General features: G+C 69.5%; 18 protein-coding genes. 14 read left to right on the top strand and 4 right to left on the bottom strand.

The annotated features are described in order from the left end of the window. The first annotated feature begins 22 nt into the window (after positions 1–22). Positions 23–298 carry a hypothetical protein gene (locus tag AB0I15_RS39210; protein WP_358107476.1) on the top strand — a complete coding sequence of 92 codons (276 nt, stop codon included), beginning with the start codon at positions 23–25 and terminating at the stop codon, positions 296–298. A 7-nt stretch (positions 299–305) separates the two neighbouring features. Here the strand turns inward: AB0I15_RS39210 and AB0I15_RS39215 are convergent, their stop codons facing one another. Both AB0I15_RS39215 and AB0I15_RS39220 read right to left on the bottom strand, forming a co-directional pair. Then, entirely contained in the window at positions 306–962 is a 657-nt protein-coding gene (locus AB0I15_RS39215) for an MBL fold metallo-hydrolase (protein WP_358107479.1), read from the bottom strand. After that, complete coding sequence (locus AB0I15_RS39220; protein ID WP_358107482.1) at positions 959–1,756, bottom strand: maleylpyruvate isomerase family mycothiol-dependent enzyme; 798 nt, start codon at positions 1,754–1,756, stop codon at positions 959–961. The genes AB0I15_RS39215 and AB0I15_RS39220 overlap by 4 nt, the downstream gene beginning before the upstream one ends. A 216-nt stretch (positions 1,757–1,972) precedes the next feature. Here AB0I15_RS39220 and uvrA point away from each other — a divergent pair, with 216 nt between their 5' ends. From uvrA to whiA, 8 genes are all read left to right on the top strand, one after another. After that, complete coding sequence (gene uvrA, locus AB0I15_RS39225) at positions 1,973–4,813, top strand: excinuclease ABC subunit UvrA (protein WP_358107486.1); 2,841 nt, start codon at positions 1,973–1,975, stop codon at positions 4,811–4,813. A 253-nt stretch (positions 4,814–5,066) separates the two neighbouring features. Continuing rightward, on the top strand, positions 5,067–5,447 hold the full coding sequence (locus AB0I15_RS39230; protein ID WP_358107489.1) for a Rieske (2Fe-2S) protein: 381 nt from the start codon (positions 5,067–5,069) through the stop codon (positions 5,445–5,447). Positions 5,448–5,550: 103 nt separating this feature from the next. Further along, positions 5,551–6,015: a Rieske (2Fe-2S) protein gene (locus AB0I15_RS39235; protein WP_358107492.1), complete on the top strand. Its 465-nt coding sequence runs from the start codon at positions 5,551–5,553 to the stop codon at positions 6,013–6,015. Positions 6,016–6,060: 45 nt separating this feature from the next. Further along, positions 6,061–6,522 (top strand): Rieske (2Fe-2S) protein, encoded by a 462-nt coding sequence (locus AB0I15_RS39240; protein ID WP_358107495.1) that lies wholly within the window; start codon positions 6,061–6,063, stop codon positions 6,520–6,522. Positions 6,523–6,599: 77 nt separating this feature from the next. Further along, positions 6,600–8,528: an excinuclease ABC subunit UvrC gene (gene uvrC, locus AB0I15_RS39245; protein ID WP_358107497.1), complete on the top strand. Its 1,929-nt coding sequence runs from the start codon at positions 6,600–6,602 to the stop codon at positions 8,526–8,528. Between the two features lie 202 nt (positions 8,529–8,730). After that, complete coding sequence (rapZ, locus tag AB0I15_RS39250) at positions 8,731–9,597, top strand: RNase adapter RapZ (RefSeq protein ID WP_358107500.1); 867 nt, start codon at positions 8,731–8,733, stop codon at positions 9,595–9,597. A 605-nt stretch (positions 9,598–10,202) separates the two neighbouring features. Then, positions 10,203–11,138, top strand: a complete 936-nt coding sequence (gene yvcK, locus AB0I15_RS39255) for a uridine diphosphate-N-acetylglucosamine-binding protein YvcK (protein WP_358107724.1) — start codon at positions 10,203–10,205, stop codon at positions 11,136–11,138. Between the two features lie 71 nt (positions 11,139–11,209). Next, the gene (gene whiA / locus AB0I15_RS39260) at positions 11,210–12,190 is read left to right on the top strand and encodes a DNA-binding protein WhiA (protein ID WP_358107503.1); all 981 of its coding nucleotides are present in this window, start codon (positions 11,210–11,212) and stop codon (positions 12,188–12,190) included. Positions 12,191–13,113: 923 nt separating this feature from the next. Here the strand turns inward: whiA and AB0I15_RS39265 are convergent. Continuing rightward, positions 13,114–13,755: a hypothetical protein gene (locus AB0I15_RS39265; protein WP_358107506.1), complete on the bottom strand. Its 642-nt coding sequence runs from the start codon at positions 13,753–13,755 to the stop codon at positions 13,114–13,116. A 184-nt stretch (positions 13,756–13,939) separates the two neighbouring features. Between AB0I15_RS39265 and gap the strand changes: the two genes are divergently transcribed. The 5 genes from gap to AB0I15_RS39290 all read left to right on the top strand — a co-directional run bounded on the left by gap (position 13,940) and on the right by AB0I15_RS39290 (position 17,731). Beyond that, positions 13,940–14,944, top strand: coding sequence for a type I glyceraldehyde-3-phosphate dehydrogenase (gene gap / locus AB0I15_RS39270; RefSeq protein ID WP_358107509.1), 1,005 nt, complete (start codon positions 13,940–13,942; stop codon positions 14,942–14,944). 67 nt (positions 14,945–15,011) lie between these two features. Continuing rightward, positions 15,012–16,199 carry a phosphoglycerate kinase gene (locus AB0I15_RS39275; RefSeq protein WP_358107512.1) on the top strand — a complete coding sequence of 396 codons (1,188 nt, stop codon included), beginning with the start codon at positions 15,012–15,014 and terminating at the stop codon, positions 16,197–16,199. A 1-nt stretch (position 16,200) separates the two neighbouring features. Beyond that, on the top strand, positions 16,201–16,983 hold the full coding sequence (gene tpiA / locus AB0I15_RS39280) for a triose-phosphate isomerase (protein WP_358107515.1): 783 nt from the start codon (positions 16,201–16,203) through the stop codon (positions 16,981–16,983). A 99-nt stretch (positions 16,984–17,082) separates the two neighbouring features. Beyond that, on the top strand, positions 17,083–17,313 hold the full coding sequence (secG, locus tag AB0I15_RS39285; protein ID WP_103961759.1) for a preprotein translocase subunit SecG: 231 nt from the start codon (positions 17,083–17,085) through the stop codon (positions 17,311–17,313). A gap of 73 nt (positions 17,314–17,386) precedes the next feature. Further along, positions 17,387–17,731 carry an RNA polymerase-binding protein RbpA gene (locus AB0I15_RS39290; protein ID WP_090942943.1) on the top strand — a complete coding sequence of 115 codons (345 nt, stop codon included), beginning with the start codon at positions 17,387–17,389 and terminating at the stop codon, positions 17,729–17,731. Between the two features lie 49 nt (positions 17,732–17,780). Here the strand turns inward: AB0I15_RS39290 and AB0I15_RS39295 are convergent, their stop codons facing one another. Continuing rightward, entirely contained in the window at positions 17,781–19,382 is a 1,602-nt protein-coding gene (locus AB0I15_RS39295; protein ID WP_358107519.1) for an amidohydrolase, read from the bottom strand. Positions 19,383–19,658: the final 276 nt, after the last annotated feature.

Consider the following 19,658-nt stretch of genomic DNA (forward strand, 5'->3'; position numbering starts at 1 on the left):
TTACTTCCGCTTTGATGGAGCCATGTCGGCCACGCCGCGCGAGCACACGCGCACGTACTATCTCGGCAAGCTGGCCACGGAGCTCGAACAGCGCGGGCTGACGGCCACACTGCGGCCCTATCCGCCCGCGCTGCGCATCAGCGATCCCGACGCGGTGATCCTGGCCGAGACCGTTGACTGCGTGCCGCTCTCCGAGGGGTGGTTCTACCGGTGGTCATGGGGCGAGCTGGTCGGGCTGGCCGACGATCCCGCCCTGGCGGCCGACCGCATCGTGCACGTGCTGGCCGCCCGGCGGTGATCCTCTCCTACCAGCCCCGTGCCTCCCACTCCGGCAGGGAGGGGCGCTCCACGCCCAGGGTCGTGTCCTTGCCGTGGCCCGGGTAGACCCAGGTCTCGTCGGGCAGGCGGCCGAAGAGGCGCTCGGCCACGTCGGTGTAGAGCTGGGTGAAGCGCTCCGGGTCCTTCCAGGTGTTGCCGACGCCGCCCGGGAACAGGGAGTCGCCGGTGAACAGGTGGTGACCGGCGGGGCCGCCGTCGTACAGCAGGGCGATCGAGCCCGGCGTGTGCCCCCGCAGGTGGATGACCTCCAGGGTGACCGCGCCGAACGTGATCGTGTCGCCGTGCTCGACCGTGCGGTCCACGGGCACCGGCAGGGCGGACGCGTCGAGGGGGTGGGCGATCACCTGAGCGCCCGTGACCTTGACGATCTGCTCCAGGGCCTGCCAGTGGTCGCCGTGCTGGTGGGTCGTGACGACGGTGCCGACCCCCTGCTCGTCCATCAGGGCCAGGAGTCGGTCGGAGTCGGCGGCCGCGTCGATGAGCAGGCCCTCGCCCGTCTCGGTGCAGCGCAGCAGGTAGGCGTTGTTGTCGTACGGGCCGACGGCGAGCTTGCAGATGGTCAGGGCGGGCAGCTCGCGCACGTCGGCGGGACCGCCGACCTGGACGTCACCTGTGTAGGTCATGGGTAGTCCTTCGGAGGCGTCATGGGCAGACCAGCGGGGGCCGGCATCGTCTGCCACGGTGGCGGATCTGGGAGACCCGCTCGTCCGGGGCGTGGCGTCAACGACTGCCCCACGGGCAACAGACTAACGCCCTCGCCGTCCGACCTGCCGGTGAGCCAGGCCAGCAGGTCCGCGGGGGCGCCTTCGACAGTGGGGCCCTGTCCCAGATCGTGCCGGCTGTCGATGGTTCGTTCGCCGTCCTTGAGCACGACCCCGCCGATTGTGGAGCGGTCGTGCGGCCAGCAGGCGAAGCAGTCGTGGAGTTCGCGGTGTACGAACGGGGCCGGCCAGTCCGCCGGGGTGTGGCCGGCGTCGAGGTCAACATGGTGGAGGCCGACTTCGCGCAGGCGGCGTACCAGGGCGTACCAGGCGGGGTGGGGTGGTGGGCGCATGCCCTCGACCTGGGCGGACCAGCGGTCCTCGGGCAGGTCGCGGATGGCCGCCGACAGGCGGGCGGACTCCTCCTCGAGGTCGGCCAGGAGCCTGCTCGCCGGTCGGGCGGCGGTGGCCTCGATCTCGGCGGCCCTGGCCTCGTGGGAGGCGTACTGGGGGGTTCGGCTGCCGGTCCTGGCCCAGGTCAGGAGGTTGATATGAGAGCGCGCGTTGCCGGCCAGGTGGGTGAGGACATGACCCCGGGTCCAGCCGGGCAGGAGGGAGGGGGCGCCGATGTCGGCGTCGGACAGGGACGCGGCCGTGGCCAGCAACTGGTTGGTCGCCGAGGCCAGCTCGGCCCGCAGCGCAGGTAGGACGGTCATATCTGAATATTTCATCCTTTAGTGTGTCTGAGCCGGGCGGGGCATAAACCAGCAGGTCAGGAGGTTGAATGTTGAAGGGCTCCTGGCGCGGCGGGTGATGGCCGTAACCTGTGAGAGACGGATTTTCGGCGGCCGGGGATCGCACCGCCGAAATTGTCGGAGTCCCCGTCTACCATCCCCCGTGGACCTATCCGCCTTTCGACCTCCGGGATCGCCGTGGCAGACCGCCTGATCGTGCGTGGTGCACGTGAACATAACCTCAAGGACGTCTCGCTCGACCTGCCGCGAGACTCTCTGATCGTCTTCACCGGCCTGTCCGGCTCTGGCAAGTCGAGCCTGGCCTTCGACACGATCTTCGCTGAGGGGCAGCGGCGCTACGTCGAGTCGTTGTCGGCGTACGCCCGCCAGTTCCTCGGCCAGATGGACAAGCCCGACGTGGACTTCATCGAGGGCCTGTCCCCGGCGGTGTCCATCGACCAGAAGGCCACCAGCAAGAACCCGCGCTCGACCGTGGGCACGATCACCGAGGTCTACGACTACCTGAGGCTGCTGTGGGCGCGCATCGGCAAGCCCCACTGCCCGGTGTGCGCGCGCCCGATCGCCAGGCAGACGCCGCAGCAGATCGTCGACCGGGTGATGGACCTCGAAGAGGGCACCCGCTTCCAGGTGCTCGCACCGGTCGTACGGGGGCGTAAGGGTGAATACGCGGAGCTGTTCCGCGAGCTGCAGACCAAGGGCTTCGCCAGGGCCAGGGTCGATGGCACGGTCGTGCGGCTGGAGGAGCCGCCGACGCTGAAGAAGTACGAGAAGCACGACATCGAGGTCATCGTCGACCGCCTGTCGGTCAAGGATTCGGCGCGGCGCAGGCTCACCGACTCGGTCGAGACGGCGCTGCAACTGTCCGGCGGCACGATCACACTCGAGTTCGTCGACCTGCCCGAGGGCGATCCCAACCGCGAGCGCTTCTACTCCGAGCACCTCTACTGCCCCTACGACGACCTGTCGTTCGAGGAGATGGAGCCGCGCTCGTTCTCGTTCAACTCCCCGTTCGGCGCCTGCCCGGAGTGCACGGGCCTGGGCACCAAGATGGAGGTGGACCCCGACCTGGTGGTGCCCGACCCTGAGCGGACGCTCGGCGACGGCGCGATCCACCCCTGGTCCGGCGGCCACACCAGCGAATACTTCGTCAGGCTGATCGAGGCGCTCGGCCATTCGATGGGCTTCACCCTCGACACGTCGTGGGAGAAGCTGCCGAAGAAGGCCCAGAAGGCCCTGCTCTACGGTCACGACGAGCAGGTCCATGTCAGCTACAGCAACCGCTTCGGCCGTAAGCGCGCCTACTACACCACCTTCAACGCCGTCATCCCGTGGGTGCAGCGCCGGCACGCCGAGGCCGAGAGCGACTCGGCCCGTGAGCGGTTCGAGGGCTACATGCGCGAGATCCCGTGTCCCGCGTGCAAGGGGGCCAGGCTCAAGCCGGTCACCCTGGCGGTGACGGTGTCCGGGAAGTCGATCGCCGAGGTGGCGGCCCTGTCGATCGGCGAGTGCGCGCAGTTCCTGGCCGGGCTCAAGCTGTCCGACCGTGACATGCAGATCGCCGAGCGGGTGGTCAAGGAGATCAACGCCCGCATGGGCTTCCTGCTCGACGTCGGCCTCGACTACCTGACCATGGACCGCGCCGCCGCCACCCTCGCGGGCGGTGAGGCGCAGCGCATCAGGCTGGCCACGCAGATCGGCTCCGGCCTCGTCGGCGTCCTCTACGTGCTCGACGAGCCGTCCATCGGCCTGCACCAGCGCGACAACATGCGCCTGCTCGACACCCTGATCAGGCTGCGCGACATGGGCAACACGCTGATCGTGGTCGAGCACGACGAGGACACGATCGCGGCGGCCGACTGGGTGGTCGACATCGGGCCCGGGGCCGGTGAGCACGGCGGCCAGGTCGTCGTCTCCGGCACCGTGCAGGAACTCCTCGCGAGTGAGGAGTCGATGACCGGCGCCTACCTGTCCGGGCGCAGGAGCATCCCCATCCCCGCCAAGCGCCGCAAGCGCGACAAGAAGCGGCAGATCACGGTCAAGGGGGCGCGCGAGCACAACCTCAAGGGCGTCGACATCGACTTCCCGCTGGGCGTGTTCACGGCGGTCACCGGCGTGTCGGGGTCGGGCAAGTCGACGCTGGTCAACGACATCCTCTACAGCGCGCTGGCCAAGGAGCTCAACGGGGCGCGCACGGTGCCGGGGCGGCACTCGCGGATCAACGGCATGGACCAGGTGGACAAGGTCGTCCACGTCGACCAGTCGCCCATCGGGCGGACACCGCGCTCCAACCCGGCCACCTACACCGGCGTGTTCGACCACGTGCGCAAGTTGTTCGCGGCCACGACGGAGGCGAAGGTGCGCGGCTACCAGCCGGGGCGCTTCAGCTTCAACGTCAAGGGCGGGCGCTGCGAGGCGTGCTCGGGCGACGGCACGATCAAGATCGAGATGAACTTCCTGCCCGACGTCTACGTCCCCTGCGAGGTCTGCCACGGCGCCCGCTACAACCGGGAGACGCTGGAGGTCCACTACAAGGGCAGGACGATCGCCGAGGTGCTCGACATGCCGATCGAGGAGGCTCTGGGCTTCTTCGACGCGATCCCGGCGATCAAACGGCACCTGCAGACGCTCAACGACGTGGGCCTGGGCTACGTACGGCTCGGGCAGCCGGCCACGACGCTGTCCGGTGGTGAGGCGCAGCGGGTGAAGCTGGCCTCCGAGCTGCAGCGGCGCCAGACCGGGCGGACCATCTACGTGCTGGACGAGCCGACCACCGGGTTGCACTTCGAGGACATCCGGCGGCTGCTCGGGGTGCTGGGGCGGCTGGTCGACGGCGGCAACACGGTGATCGTCATCGAGCACAACCTCGATGTGATCAAGACCGCTGACTGGATCATCGACATGGGGCCCGAGGGCGGCTCGCGTGGCGGCACCCTGGTGGCCAGCGGCACTCCGGAGGAGGTCGCGCTGGTGGAGGAGAGCCACACGGCGCGGTTCCTGCGGAAGATTCTCGAGGTCTGAGCCTTTGCGGCCCGCGTCCGGCGGCCCGCTTCCCTGGGGGAGCGGGCCGCCGCGTCGGTGATCCGGCCGGGACGTCGGGGTTGCATGGCTGCTCGAGCCGGGCGGTTGACCGTGCGCCCACCACCCGCTGACCGGACCGTGGGGTGGCGCCAATACAGTTGAGCTCTGGAAACGGCCTGGCCCCAGGGGCGTGCGTGGTCGGCCGAAAGTCATGTGCACGGAAGTCGGGGGCGGAGCCATGTCCGAAAACGGGTTGGGACGACGTGAGGTACTGGGCGTGGCCGCCTGTGGCATGGCGTTGGCGGCCTGCGGGACCGGGGGAGCGGAGAGCCGTCCGAGCCTGAAGGGGAAGGTCATCGCCAAGGCCGCCGACGTGCCCGTGGGCGGCGGCACATTGATCGAGGACCTGAAGGTCGTGGTGACGCAGCCCACCGAGGGCGTCTACAAGGCCTTCAGCGCGTCGTGCACGCACAAGGGCTGCGCCGTCAGCGCGCCGAAGGACAACGTCATCCGCTGCGCCTGCCACGGCAGTGAGTTCGCCACCGACAGCGGCAAGGCCACCAAGGGGCCCGCCACCGCGCCGCTGGCCTCGTTCCAGGTGAAGCTCCAAGGCGACGGGATCATCGTCGTCTGAACGGGTAAATGTGCGTGGTCACCACGATTGGGCTCAGTCACGCTGAACCGGCGTTAGGGCGCTGGCCGTAACTGAAGAGAGAACCAATCTGGGAGGACGCACCATGACGGAAACGACGCGCCGGACGGTTGTGTTCGGTGCCGGAGGCGCCGGGCTTGCGGCGGTCCTGACGGCGTGCGCGAGCTACGGCTCGCCGACGACCGAGGCGAGCGCCGAGCCGCCGACGGAGGAAGAGTCGTCGTCGGAGGCGCCGAAGAAGAAAAAGGCCGAAGCCAAGGGCGGAAAGGCACTGGCCGACACCAGTGACATCCCTGAAGGCGGCGGCAAGGTCTTCGAGGGCCAGAAGATCGTGGTGACGCAGCCGACGGCGGGTGAGTTCAAGGCGTTCAGCGCGGTCTGCACCCACGCGGGATGCACGGTCGCCACCGTCTCGAACAAGACGATCAACTGCCCCTGCCACGGGAGTAAATTCAGCATCGAGGACGGTTCGGTGTCGAACGGTCCTGCGAGCGATCCGCTGGAGGAGAAGCAGATCACGGTGGACGGCGACAAAATCCGGCTCGCTTAAGCCGCGTCTCATCATTTTCTCACCTGCGTGCGTTTGGGTGTGCGCATGGGAGAAGACCTTCATCAGAGCCGCAGAGCGGTGTTCGCAAGCGTCGGAGCGGGTGGCCTGGCGCTGGCGATCACCGCGTGTGGCAGTGGCACCGACACGACGACGGCCGGCACCGCCGGTGAGTCGAGCGCACCACAGTCCAGTGCTCCGGAGTCCGGCGCACCGCAAGCCGGTGGTGCGCTGGCCAAGACCGCCGACATCCCCGTCGGCGGAGGCACGGTCTTCAAGGATCAGAAGGTCGTGGTGACGCAGCCGACCGAGGGCGAGTTCAAGGCCTTCAGCGCGGTCTGCACGCACAAGGGATGCGTGGTCGGCAGCGTCGAGGGTGACGCGATCGTCTGCCCGTGTCACAACAGCAAGTTCGGCATCGCCGACGGCGCGGTCTCGGCCGGGCCGGCGGAGAAGCCGCTGCCCGCGCAGGAGATCAAGGTCGAGGGCGACCAGATCATGCTCGCGTAGCGAGACGACTCCGGAGCCGCCCGCCGTGCTCACGCACGGCGGGCAACCTTGTCGGTGGGGGCTACTAGGCTTAAAACGTGGCTAGATCAGCGGGCAGCACCTTGAGTTTCCGGCCCAAGCCGGGTTCGATCCCCGATTCCCCTGGGGTCTACCGGTTCAGGGACGCGCACGACCGGGTGATCTATGTCGGCAAGGCCAAGAGCCTGCGGCAGCGGCTCAACTCGTACTTCGCCGACTTCTCCGCGCTGCATCCGCGCACGCAGACGATGCTGACCACGGCGGCGGGTGTCGACTGGACCGTCGTCGGCACCGAGGTCGAGGCGCTGCAGCTCGAATACTCCTGGATCAAGGAGTTCGACCCGCGCTTCAACGTGAAATACCGCGACGACAAGTCCTACCCCTACCTCGCGGTCACGATGTTCGAAGACTTCCCGCGCGTGCAGGTCATGCGCGGCGCCAAGCGTAAGGGCACCCGCTACTTCGGGCCCTATTCCCACGCCTGGGCCATCCGCGAGACCGTCGACCTGCTGCTGCGGGTCTTCCCCGTGCGCACGTGCAGCGCGGGCGTGTTCAAGCGGGCCGGGCAGATCGGGCGGCCGTGCCTGCTCGGCTACATCGACAAGTGCTCCGCGCCGTGCGTGAGCCGGGTGACGCCCGAGGAGCACCGCGCGCTGGCCGAGGACTTCTGCGACTTCATGGCGGGTAACACCGGCCGCTTCATCAAGCGGCTGGAGAAGGAGATGCGCGACGCGGCGTCCGAGCAGGAATACGAGCGGGCGGCCCGGCTGCGTGACGACATCCAGGCGCTGCAGCGGGCGCTGGAGAAGCAGGCGGTCGTGCTCGGCGAAGGCACCGACGCCGACGTGATCGCGCTGGCCGAGGATCCGCTCGAAGCCGCCGTACAGGTGTTCTACGTCCGTGGCGGCCGCATCCGCGGCCAGCGCGGCTGGGTGGTCGACAAGGTCGAGGAGAACTCGCCCGGCGAGCTGGTGGAGCAGTTCCTGCTGCAGATGTACGCCGAGGCGAGCCCCGAGTCGATGCCCCGCGAGGTGCTCGTGCCCGCGTTGCCGCCCGACAGCGAGGCGGTCGCCGAGCTGCTCACCGAGCAGCGCCGCGCCCGCGTCGAGGTGCGCGTGCCGCAGCGCGGCGACAAGAAGTCGCTCATGGAGACCGTCGAGCGCAACGCCAAGGAGTCGCTGGCACAGCACAAGGTCCGCCGCGCCAGTGACCTGACCACCCGCAGCAAGGCCCTGCAGGAGATCGCCGACGCGCTCGACCTCGACCAGGCGCCGCTGCGCATGGAGTGCTACGACGTCTCCCACCTGCAGGGCGAGAACGTCGTGGCCTCCATGGTCGTGTTCGAGGACGGCCTGGCCCGCAAGAGCGAATACCGCCGCTTCGCGGTGAAGAGCAAGGAGGGCGACGTCGCCTCGATCCACGAGGTGATCACCCGCCGCTTCCGCCGCTACCTCGAGGAACGCTCGGCCACCGGCGAGCTGGCCGCCGACGACGAGGACGGCCACGGCCCCATCGACCCCGAAACGGGCAAGCCGCGCAAGTTCGCCTACCCGCCCAACCTGGTCGTGGTCGACGGCGCGGGTCCCCAGGCGGCCGCCGCGCAGCGGGCGCTCGACGAGCTCGGCATCGACGACGTCTCCGTGTGCGGTCTGGCCAAGCGGCTCGAAGAGGTGTGGCTGCCGGGCGACGACCAGCCGGTGATCATGCCTCGTTCAAGTGAAGGTCTCTACCTGCTGCAACGAGTGCGAGACGAAGCGCACAGGTTCGCCATCACCTACCATCGTTCCAAGAGGTCCAAGACGGTGAAGGAGAGCGCGCTCGACAGCGTGCCCGGCCTCGGGCCGGCACGCAGGCAGGCGTTGCTCAGACACTTCGGCTCCGTGAAAAAGCTGCGCGAGGCCACTGCCGCCGAAATCTGCGAGGTTCCCGGCATCGGCCCGTCCATCGCCGAGGTCATCGTGTCGACGTTGAAGGGAGAGTCACCTTGATCTCGTCAGGATGCCAAGGTGTCCAGGCCGGAGGGGCGTGCGGTCCCGCCGGAGGAGGCCGCGGGCCATCGGCCCGCCTATGGGGACAGGCCCGCGATGCGGGGCCATCGACGCGTTCGCGGGCTCAGGTCCGTGACGCGGCGACATCGACGCGTTCGCGGGCTCGGGTCCGTGATGCCGGGCCGGCGGACGGAGTGAGGCGATGAGCACCGAGCCGGCATTCGTCATCGTCACCGGCATGTCCGGGGCGGGGCGCAGCACCGCGGCCAAGGCGCTGGAGGACCTCGGCTGGTTCGTGATCGACAACCTGCCGCCCGGGCTGCTGTTCGCCATGGCCGAGGAGGCGGGCAAGGTCAAGCTGGCCACCGACAAGGTGGCGGCCGTCGTCGACGTGCGCAGCCTCGCCTTCACGACCGACCTCAACGCGGCCATCGAAGAACTCGAAGGGCGCGGCGTACGCGTGCGGGTGGTGTTCCTGGAGGCCAGCGACGAGGAGCTGGTGCGCAGGTTCGAGAACGTCCGCAGGCCCCACCCTCTCCAGGGCGAGGGGCGGCTGGTCGACGGGATCGCCCGGGAGCGGGGGATCCTGCGCGAGGTGCGCGCCAACGCCGACCTGGTGATCGACACCTCCGCGCACAACGTGCACGAGCTGCGTAACAAGATCGTCGCCTACTTCGGCGAGGATGACCGGCCCGGGCTGCGGCTCAACGTCGTGTCGTTCGGGTTCAAGTACGGGCTGCCGGTCGACGCCGACCTCGTGGTCGACTGCCGGTTCCTGCCCAACCCGCACTGGGTGCCCGAGCTGCGGCCGATGAACGGGCTCGACCCGGCCGTCGCCGACTATGTGCTCGGGCAGCCGGGGGCCAAGGAGTTCCTCGACGCGTACGAGGAGGTCCTGCAGGTGGTGGCGGCGGGGTATGCGCGCGAGGGCAAGAGCTACGCGACGCTCGCGGTGGGTTGCACGGGTGGTAAGCACCGGAGTGTGGCCATGGCCGAGCAGGTCGCGGCCCGCCTGCGTGACCGCGGGATGGAGGTCCAGGTGGGTCACCGGGATGTGGGGCGGGAGTGACGGATGCGAGTTTCGAAGCTCCTGTTCCGTATGTGCCGGTAGGGGTGGGGGTGGGCTCGTCCGGATGCGATGATCGACTTTGGCTGGATGAGCGGCTCCGGACGGATGATCGCCTCCGACCCGATGAGCGGTTCAGGCCTGATGACCGGCTTTGGTCGGATGGGCGGCTGCGGCTCGATGACCGGCTTCGGCCGGTGGAGGCCGGGAACGGTGATCTGGGCGGGTGGCACGGTGTCGGGTCGCGTGGTCCTGAGTGGGGCGCGGATGTTCGGTCGGGTGCCGGGGCGTGTGCTTCTCAGGGCGTGGGTGCTCGGGAGGTCGGGTTGTTTGTCACCGAGGGTGGTGGCGTGGGTGCTTGGCGGGATGCCGGGTTTTATGGGGCTGAGAGCGGTGTCGCCGAGTGTGGTTCGGCGGTGAATGATGTGAGGGGTCAGCGGGATGGCCGGGCGGGTGGGCCGGGTAGTGGTGGTGTAGGCGCCGGCCAGGACGGCGGGGCGCGTGCTTCGGAGAGCGGTGGTGTGGGTGCTGGAGCGTCTGGGCGGGAGAGTGGGTACGCGGGTGTGGCTCGTGGCGTGCTGAGCGGGGGCGGAGGTGAGCTCGGGGCCGTGGGCTTCGGGCCGCCCGTCGTGGCGCTGGGCGGTGGGCATGGGCTCTACGCGTCCCTGTCCGCCTTACGGATGGTCACCGACCGGCTGACCGCCGTGGTGACCGTCGCCGACGACGGCGGGTCCAGCGGACGGCTCCGCCGGGAACTCGGTGTGCTGCCGCCCGGCGACCTGCGCATGGCGCTGGCCGCCCTGTGCGGCGACGACGAGTGGGGCAGCACCTGGAGCGAGGTGGTGCAGCACCGCTTCCGCAGCGAGGGTGAGCTGCACGGGCACGCCGTCGGCAACCTGCTGATCGTGGCGCTGTGGGAGCTGCTCGGCGACCCCGTGGCCGGGCTCGACTGGGTCGGGCGGCTGCTGGGCGCGCACGGCCGCGTGCTGCCCATGGCGTCGGTGCCGCTCGACATCGTGGCCGAGGTGGAGCTCGACGGCGTCATCTCGACCGTACGCGGGCAGGTGGCCTGCGCCCTGACGCCCGGCCGCGTACAGGCGATCTCCCTGGTCCCCGAGGATCCGCCGGCGCGCCCCGAGGCGGTGGCGGCGGTGCAGGAGGCCGACTGGGTCGTGTTCGGGCCCGGGTCGTGGTTCACCAGCGTCCTGCCGCATCTCAAGGTCCCCGAACTGGCCAGGGCGCTGCACGCCACCAAGGCCAAACGGCTGGTCACGCTCAACCTGGCGCCCCAGCCGGGTGAGACCGACGACTTCTCCCCTCAGCAACATTTGGAGGTGCTCAGACAGCACGCCCCGGACCTGTCGATCGACGTCGTGCTCGCCGACACCGGAGTCGTGGACGACCCCGACGCCCTCGAGAAGGGCGCGGCGGCCCTCGGCGCCCGGCTTGTCATGGCCGACGTCGCCTCCGGAGACGGCTCCCCGAAGCATGACCCACGACGTCTTGCCTCCGTCCTGGACGAGATTTTCCTCTCGAAGCGTTGATCCTGGTCGGCGTTGCGCGAAGGTGCGAGAGACTCAAGGGATCCGGTCTGAATGGGGGAGAGGACTAACGCATGGCGATGACAGGTGTGGTGAAAGACGAACTGAGCCGCCTGCCGGTGCTGAAGCCGTGCTGCCGAAAGGCGGAGGTTTCCACGCTGCTGCGGTTCGCCAGCGGCCTGCACCTCGTGGGCGGGCGGATCGTGATCGAAGCCGAACTCGACACCAACGCCACCGCACGGCGACTGATCAAGGACATCGGCGAGGTGTTCGGGCACAAGGCGGAGGTGCTCGTGCTCGCGCCCGCCGGGCTGCGCAAGGGCTCGCGCTACATGGTGCGGGTCTATCGCGACGGTGAGGCGCTGGCCCGGCAGACGGGCCTGATCGACAATCACGGGCGTCCGGTGCGGGGGCTGCCCCGCCAGGTGGTGGCGGGGGCCGCCTGCGACGCCGAGGCGGCCTGGCGCGGCGCGTTCCTGGCGCACGGCTCGCTGACCGAGCCGGGGCGCTCGATGTCGCTCGAGGTCACCTGCCCGGGGCCGGAGGCGGCGTTGGCGCTGGTGGGCTCGGCGCGGCGGCTGAAGATCCACGCCAAGGCGCGTGAGGTGCGCGGCGTGGATCGCGTGGTGGTGCGCGACGGCGACGCGATCAGCGCGCTGCTCACCCGGCTGGGCGCGCATGACAGCGTGCTGGCCTGGGAGGAGCGGCGGATGCGCCGCGAGGTGCGGGCCACCGCGAACCGGCTCGCCAACTTCGACGACGCCAACCTGCGGCGTTCCGCCCGCGCGGCCGTCGCGGCGGGGGCGCGGGTGCAGCGGGCGCTGGAGATCCTGGGGGACGAGGCGCCCGATCATCTGGTGGTGGCGGGGCGGCTGCGGGTGGAGCACAAGCAGGCGTCGCTGGAGGAACTGGGGCAGATCGCCGATCCACCGCTGACCAAGGACGCGATCGCCGGGCGCATCCGGCGGCTGCTGGCGATGGCCGACAAACGCGCCTCCGACCTGGGCATCCCCAACACCGAAGCCAACCTCACCGTCGAAATGCTCGCCCCGTAGGGGAGCGTTGGGGTTGGTGGGCTTTTAACCCCATATTTTACGGCGGGCGGGCTGGGCCGCACGCGCCGACGTGGGTGGCCGTCCGTCATGGCCGGTCGTGAAGGCTCACGGGGTGCTCGCCGTGACGGAGCGTTTTCTTTACCGGTTTCCATGGTGATCCTGCCCACGGCACGGCACGGCGGTTCGTTCGCCGGGCTGGGGGTCTGTCGTGCCGTGGGCTCATCGTGGTGACCGGTGCCACGGTGAGCCCACGCGCCGGCGGTTCCGCTGCCGGCCGTGACATCGCGGTCTGGGCATTTGCGTCGTGGGCCGACGCGCGGACGGTTTCGCCGCTGACCGTGACGTCGCGGTCTGTGCGCTGCGTCCTGGGCCGACGAACCCTTGTAGGGCACGGGGCCACGGTGGGTCGTGGGGCCACGCTTGGTCACGGGGTCACCGTGGGTCGGTGCGTTGTGCAGGTGATGGGCAGCGGGTGCGCCATGGAGGTGAGCCATGGAGGTGATGGGCAGCGGGTGCGCCGTGGAGGTGATGGTGGGCCGGTGCGCCAGGGTGGCGGGGTGTGCCCGGGTGACGGCGGGTGGGCGCGTCGCGCGTTGTGGCGGGCCGGAGCGCGCCATTTGGGTGGAGGCGGGCCGTGCGTCGGCGGGTGGCGCCGGGTGAGTTTCCTTTGGGCAGTGGTAGGCGGGTGCGCCGGGTGGGCGTCCCTTTGGGCGGTCGTGGGCGGGCGGGCCGGGTGGGTGTGCCCGCGGGTAGCGGTGGGTGGGTGAGCCGGGGTGGGTGTGCCCCTTGGGTAGCGGCGCCCTGATGTGCCGGTGCGGCCCGGTGGGCCTCGGTGCGCCGGTGTGGCCTGGTGTGGCCGTTTGTGGGTTCCGTGTTGTTCGTGGTGGTGGGGTGGTGGGTGTTCTTGTGGGCTCCTGGGTGGGTCAGTCGCGGGCGGGGTTGCGGGGGGCGAAGAGGTCCGGGGTGGGCTTGGCGGCCGGCTGCTGGGCCGGCTCGAACGGGGCCCGGTACTCCGGCTCCTCCGCCGCCACCTCCTCCGCGGCCGTCTCGGCGCGCTGCGCGCGGCGTACGCGGGTGACCCGCAGGGTGACCAGGGCGAGCGCGGTCAGGGCCGCCACCGCGATGTACAGCCAGGCCGCCCAGGTCTCCGCCAGCGGGGCCTGATAGAGCATCAGGGCGTCGGGCAGGCCCTCGGTGAGGTTCGGCAGGGTGACGTCGCCCAGGTCCGCAGGGGCCTGTTCGCTGGCCTGCGCGCGCAGGGTGGCGCCGATCATGATGGACGAGCCCGTGATCTGCCCGGCGACCACGGCGCCGCCCGCGTACAGGGCCGCGAAGGGGAGCAGGACGAGGCTGCGCGGGCGTACGGCGCCGATCGCCACGGCGACGACCAAGGCGATGAGGAGCGACAGTGCGAGAGAGACCGGCTGGCCGTTGCCGAAGGCCATGACCTCGCTCGGCAGGCTCTGCTGAAAGAGAACGGCCGTCCCCAGACCCGCCGCGCAGATGAGCGCGGCGAACAGACCGGTGATGAGCCCGGCGACCAGGCCGGACCGCTTATGTGACATCTCAGCCCCCAGAGAATGCACGAATTTACATCGACGAGTCGGGCACTTTACTCGAACCTCGCAAAACGTGCCCCCAGAACGGTGATTCGCAGGGCGGTACCTGCAGTGGTCTAAACCAATTTAGGTCCGATAGGGTTCGTGGTTGAGGTTCCAGCCCGCCATCTGTTCGAGGAGATCGGTTCCCGTGAGCATCCGCGTAGGCGTCAACGGCTTCGGCCGCATCGGTCGCAACTTCTGGCGCGCTGTCGCCGCCAGCGGCAAGGACATCGAGATCGTCGCGGTCAACGACCTGACCGACACCGCGACGCTCGCGCACCTGCTGAAGTACGACAGCATCCTGGGCCGGCTGCCCTACGAGGTGAAGGCCACGAGCGACGAGATCACCGTCGACGGTAAGGCGATCAAGGTCTTCGCCGAGCGCGACCCGGCCAAGCTGCCGTGGGGCGACCTCGGTGTCGACGTGGTCCTGGAGTCCACCGGCCTGTTCACCGACGCCACCAAGGCCAAGGTGCACGCCGACAACGGGGCCAAGAAGGTCATCATCTCCGCCCCGGCCAAGAACGAAGACTTCACCGTCGTCATGGGCGTCAACGACGGCGGCTACGACCCGGCCAAGCACACGATCATCTCCAACGCCTCCTGCACCACCAACTGCCTGGCGCCGATGGCCAAGGTCCTGCACGACTCCTTCACGATCGAGAAGGGGCTGATGACCACCATCCACGCTTACACGCAGGACCAGAACCTGCAGGACGGCCCGCACAAGGACCTGCGCCGCGCCCGCGCCGCCGCCCTCAACGTGGTGCCCACCTCCACCGGCGCCGCCAAGGCCATCGGCCTGGTCCTGCCCGAGCTCAAGGGCAAGCTCGACGGGTTCGCCATGCGGGTGCCGATCCCCACCGGCTCGGCCACCGACCTCACCGTCGACGTCAGCCGCGACGTCACCGTCGACGAGGTCAACGCCGCGGTGAAGGCCGCCGCCGAGGGCCCGCTCAAGGGCATCCTCACCTACACCGAGGACGAGATCGTCTCCTCCGACATCGTCACCGACCCGGCCTCCTGCGTCTTCGACGCCGGCCTCACCAAGGTCATCGGCAACCAGGTCAAGGTCGTCGGCTGGTACGACAACGAGTGGGGCTACTCCAACCGCCTCGCCGACCTGATCGAGCTGGTGGGCCGCGACCTCTGATGCCGGGGCGTAGGCGTACACACCGGGGCGCGCACCACGCGCGCCCCGCCGGAACAGGAGCATGAGCATGCGCACGCTCGACGATCTCGACGTTAAGGGGCGGCGCGTGCTCGTGCGCACCGACCTCAACGTCCCCCTCGACGGGGAGACGATCACCGACGACGGCCGCATCCGGGCGTCGGTGCCGACGATCAGGACCCTGCTCGAACGGGGTGCCAAGGTCGTCGTCTGCGCCCACCTGGGCAGGCCGAAGGGCCAGGTCAACCCGGAATACTCGCTCAGGCCGGTGGCCACGCGCCTCGGCGAGCTGCTCGGCCAGGACGTGGCGTTCGCGACCGACGTGGTCGGCGACAACGCCAGGAGCACGGTCGAGTCGCTCCAGGACGGCCAGGTGGCCCTGCTGGAGAACCTGCGCTACGAGCCGGGCGAGGAGTCCAAGGACGACGCCCGGCGTGAGGAGTTCGCGCGGGAGCTGGCCGGGCTGGCCGAGCTCTACGTGGGCGACGGGTTCGGCGCGGTGCACCGCAAGCACGCCAGCGTCTACGACGTGCCCAAGCTGCTGCCGCACGCGGCCGGCGGGCTCATCGTGGCCGAGGTCGAGGTGCTGAGGAAGCTGACCGAGGACACCGAGCGGCCCTACGTCGTGGTGCTGGGCGGTGCCAAGGTCTCCGACAAGCTCGGCGTCATCGCCAACCTGCTGGCCAAGGTCGACCGGCTGCTGATCGGCGGCGGGATGGCCTACACCTTCCTCAAGGCCCAGGGCCACGAGGTGGGCCGGTCGCTGCTCCAGGAAGACCAGCTCGACCAGGTGCGCGGCTTCCTCGACCAGGCCGCCGAGCGCGGTGTCGAGCTCGTGCTGCCCGTCGACGTGCTGGCGGCCGTCACCTTCGGCGCCGACGCCGAGCACGACGTGGTCGAGGCCACCGCCATCCCGGCCGACCGGGAGGGGCTCGACATCGGGCCCAAGACCCGCGACCTGTTCGCCTCCAAGCTGGCCGACGCCAGGACGGTGTTCTGGAACGGCCCGATGGGCGTGTTCGAGTTCGACGCGTTCTCCGGCGGCACCAGGGCGGTGGCCGAGGCGTTGATCGCCTCCGAGGCCTTCACCGTGGTGGGCGGCGGCGACTCCGCCGCGGCCGTGCGAAAGCTGGGGCTCCCTGAGGACGGCTTCTCGCACATCTCCACCGGTGGCGGGGCCAGTCTCGAATACCTTGAAGGGAAAACCCTTCCCGGACTCGCCGCCCTGGAGGACTGAGTTGACGCAGCGGAAGCCGCTCATCGCCGGCAACTGGAAGATGAACCTCAACCATTTCGAGGCCATCGCGCTGGTCCAGAAGCTGGCCTTCGCACTCAACGACAAAGACTTCGACAAGGTCGAGGTCGCCGTCCTGCCGCCCTTCACCGACCTGCGCAGCGTCCAGACCCTGATCGACGGCGACAAGCTCAGGATCGTGTACGGCGCCCAGGACCTGTCCCAGCACGACGCCGGCGCCTACACCGGCGAGATCTCCGGCGCCATGCTGAGCAAGCTCGGCTGCACCTACATCGTGATCGGCCACTCGGAGCGGCGGCAATACCACGATGAGGACGACGACCTGGTCAACGCCAAGGTGCAGGCCGCCTACCGGCACTCGCTGACCCCCATCCTGTGCGTGGGAGAGGGCCTGGCGGTGCGTCAAGAGGGCGGCCATATCGCGCACACTCTTGGCCAACTTGACGGCGCACTGCGCAAAATCAGCGCCGAGCAGGCAAAATCGATAGTGGTGGCCTACGAACCGGTGTGGGCGATCGGCACCGGCGAGGTGGCCACCCCGGAGGACGCGCAGGAGGTCTGCGGAGCGTTGCGAGTCAGACTCGCTGAGCTCTATGACTCCGAAGTGGCCTCTGGGGTCCGTATCCTTTACGGTGGCTCGGTCAAGTCAGGCAATATCGCAGGGATCATGGCTCAGCCCGATGTCGACGGCGCGCTCGTGGGTGGCGCCAGCATCGACGCCGGGGAGTTCGCGAAGATCTGCCGTTTCTCCGATATGCCGGGCTAACTGAGTCGTTCTGGGGGTGCGACTTGACAGCAGGCCGTACCCTCAAGAAGCAAGTTTGAATCGTCACGCGTAACAGAGCATTGAAGGAACAGGCATACCGTGGAAATCGGAATCTCCATCGCCCTCATCCTGGCGAGCCTTCTCATGATCCTGCTCGTCCTGCTCCACAAGGGCAAGGGTGGTGGCCTGTCTGACATGTTCGGCGGCGGCTTCTCGTCGAACTTCGGTGGTTCCTCGGTGGTGGAGCGCAACCTCGACCGGCTGACCGTCATCACGGGCACGGTCTGGTTCGTCTGCATCATCGCTCTCGGCCTGCTCATGAGGCCCTGAGCAACAAGTTAACGCGTGACAGTGATTCTCCCCCCGTGTCTGTACGCGGGGCGATCGAGCGAGGAGTTCATCCGTGGGTAGTGGCAACGCGATCCGTGGCAGCCGAGTTGGCGCCGGCCCGATGGGGGAGGCCGAGCGCGGCGAGGCGGCTCCGAGAGTGCGGGTCTCGTTCTGGTGCGCCAACATGCACGAGACGCGCCCCAGTTTCGCCAGCGACGCGGCGGTCCCCGAGCTGTGGGACTGCCCACGGTGCGGCCTCCCAGCCGGGCAGGACGAGGAGGCCCCGCCTGCCCCGCCGAAGAACGAGCCGTACAAGACGCACCTGGCTTACGTGAAGGAGCGCAGGAGCGACAAGGACGGCAAGGCGATCCTCGAGGAGGCACTGGAGCGCCTGCGTAACAACAAGTCCCCCTGGTAGTCAACGCGAAGGGGCCCCGGGCACTGCCCGGGGCCCCTTCTGCGTTCCGTCAGCGGCTCTCGTGGACCGCCTCGCCGTCCACGAACGTCATCCGCACCCGCGCCGTCCAGATCTCCTCGGACGGCAGCTCGAACGGGTCGCGGTCCAGCACCACCAGGTCGGCCGGGCGGCCCGGCTCGATGACGCCCGCCGGGGAGCGGTTGATCCAGGCCGAGCCCGCCGTGTACGCGGTCATGGCGGTGGCCAGGTCGATGCGCTGGCCGGGCAGGAACGGGGTCTGCGCGGTCGGGTAGCCGGCGTGCACCGAACTGCCGGGTTCGGTGCGGTTGACCGCCACGTGCATGCCCTGCAGCGGGTCGGCGCTCGAGACCGGCCAGTCGCTGCCCGCGCAGAGCCGGGTGCCGTGCGCGAGCAGGTCCTTGAACGGGTACTGCCACGACGAGCGCGGCTCGCCCAGGTACGGCAGCGTCAACTCGTCCATCTGCGCGTGGTGCGTGGCCCACAGCGGCTGCAGGTTGGCCGTGACGCCCAGGGCGGCGAAGCGGGGCACGTCGGAGGGCTCGATGATCTGCAGGTGCGCCACGTGGTGCCGGTTGCCCGGGTCGGTGCCCTCGAAGCTGTCCAGGGCCTCGCGCACGGCCCGTTCGCCGATGGCGTGGAAGTGCACCTGGAAGCCGCGCCGGTCCAGCTCGGCGACGTATTCCCGCAGCTTGTACGGGTCCACGTACGACAACCCCGTGCCCCCGCACAGGCAGTACGGCTCCAGTGTGGCGGCCGTGAAGTTCTCCGTGATGCCGTCCTGCATGATCTTGACCGAGGTGGCCCTGAACCGGTCGAGGCCCTCGGCCGAGGCCCGGCGCGCCACCAGGTCGTCGATCTGCTCCAGGCCCCGCGTGCGGTCCCACCACAGGGCGCCCACCACGCGTGCCCGCAGGCGCCCCGCGCGGGCGGCGGCCACGTAGGTGGGCAACTGGTCCTGCGAGCCCGCGTACGAGCCCACGATGGCGTCCTGCCAGCCCGTGATGCCCAGCGAGAACAGGTGCCGCTGCGCGTCCGCCAGCGCGTCGTCCAGGTCCTGGGCGGTCGGGCGGGGGGTGAGCAGGCCGACGAGGTCCATCGCGCCCTCGTGCAGGACGCCGGTCGGCTCGCCGGTGGCGTCGCGCTCGATCCGGCCGTCGGCGGGGTCGGGGGTGTCGCGGGTGACGCCGGCGCGTTCGAGGGCGCGGGCGTTGACCCAGGCGGCGTGGTGGTCGCGCTGGATCAGGTAGGCGGGGCGGTCGAGGAAGTCGAGATGATCGCGGTGGGGAAGTCCGCCGGGGAATGCCGACATGTCCCAGCCACCGCCATCAATCCACTCTTTATCGGGATTGTTCGCGGCATAGTCGGCGATCATTGCGATATACGCGTCCAGTCCGAAAACCTCTGACAAATCGCACTTAGCGCGTTCCAGTCCCGCCTGGACCGGATGCAGGTGCGCGTCCGTGAATCCGGGCACCAGCAGGCCGCCGTCGAGATCGACCGTCTCGTGGGCCTGTCGCGCCAGGTCCCTCTCCGGTCCCACGGCGGCGATCACACCGTCCCGCACCAGCACGGCCTCGGCCAGGACGCCCCCCGGGGTGAAGGCGCGGCCCCCTCGGAAGAGGATGTTCATGGGGGATCTCCCTTTCTCGATCACTACATTTTCCCGCCCGGCGACCGGTCCTGCGATCGATCCCGAGCCCGGCCTGGTGGCGGGCCCTTTTGGCGAGCCCAGTTGAGGGCCCAGTTGAGGGCCCGGTGGAGGGCTCGGTGGAGGGCTCGGCGGCCGATTACAGGGCCGACCGGTGGCCGGGGCCTCAGGGCCGGCCTGTCGCGGGTTCTGGGACGGGTTCTGGGACGGGTCCTGAGGCGGGTCCTGAGACGGGTTCCGAGGCGGGTCCCGAGGCGG

The organism is Nonomuraea sp. NPDC050643 (genome assembly GCF_040654715.1).
Classification (GTDB): domain Bacteria; phylum Actinomycetota; class Actinomycetes; order Streptosporangiales; family Streptosporangiaceae; genus Nonomuraea.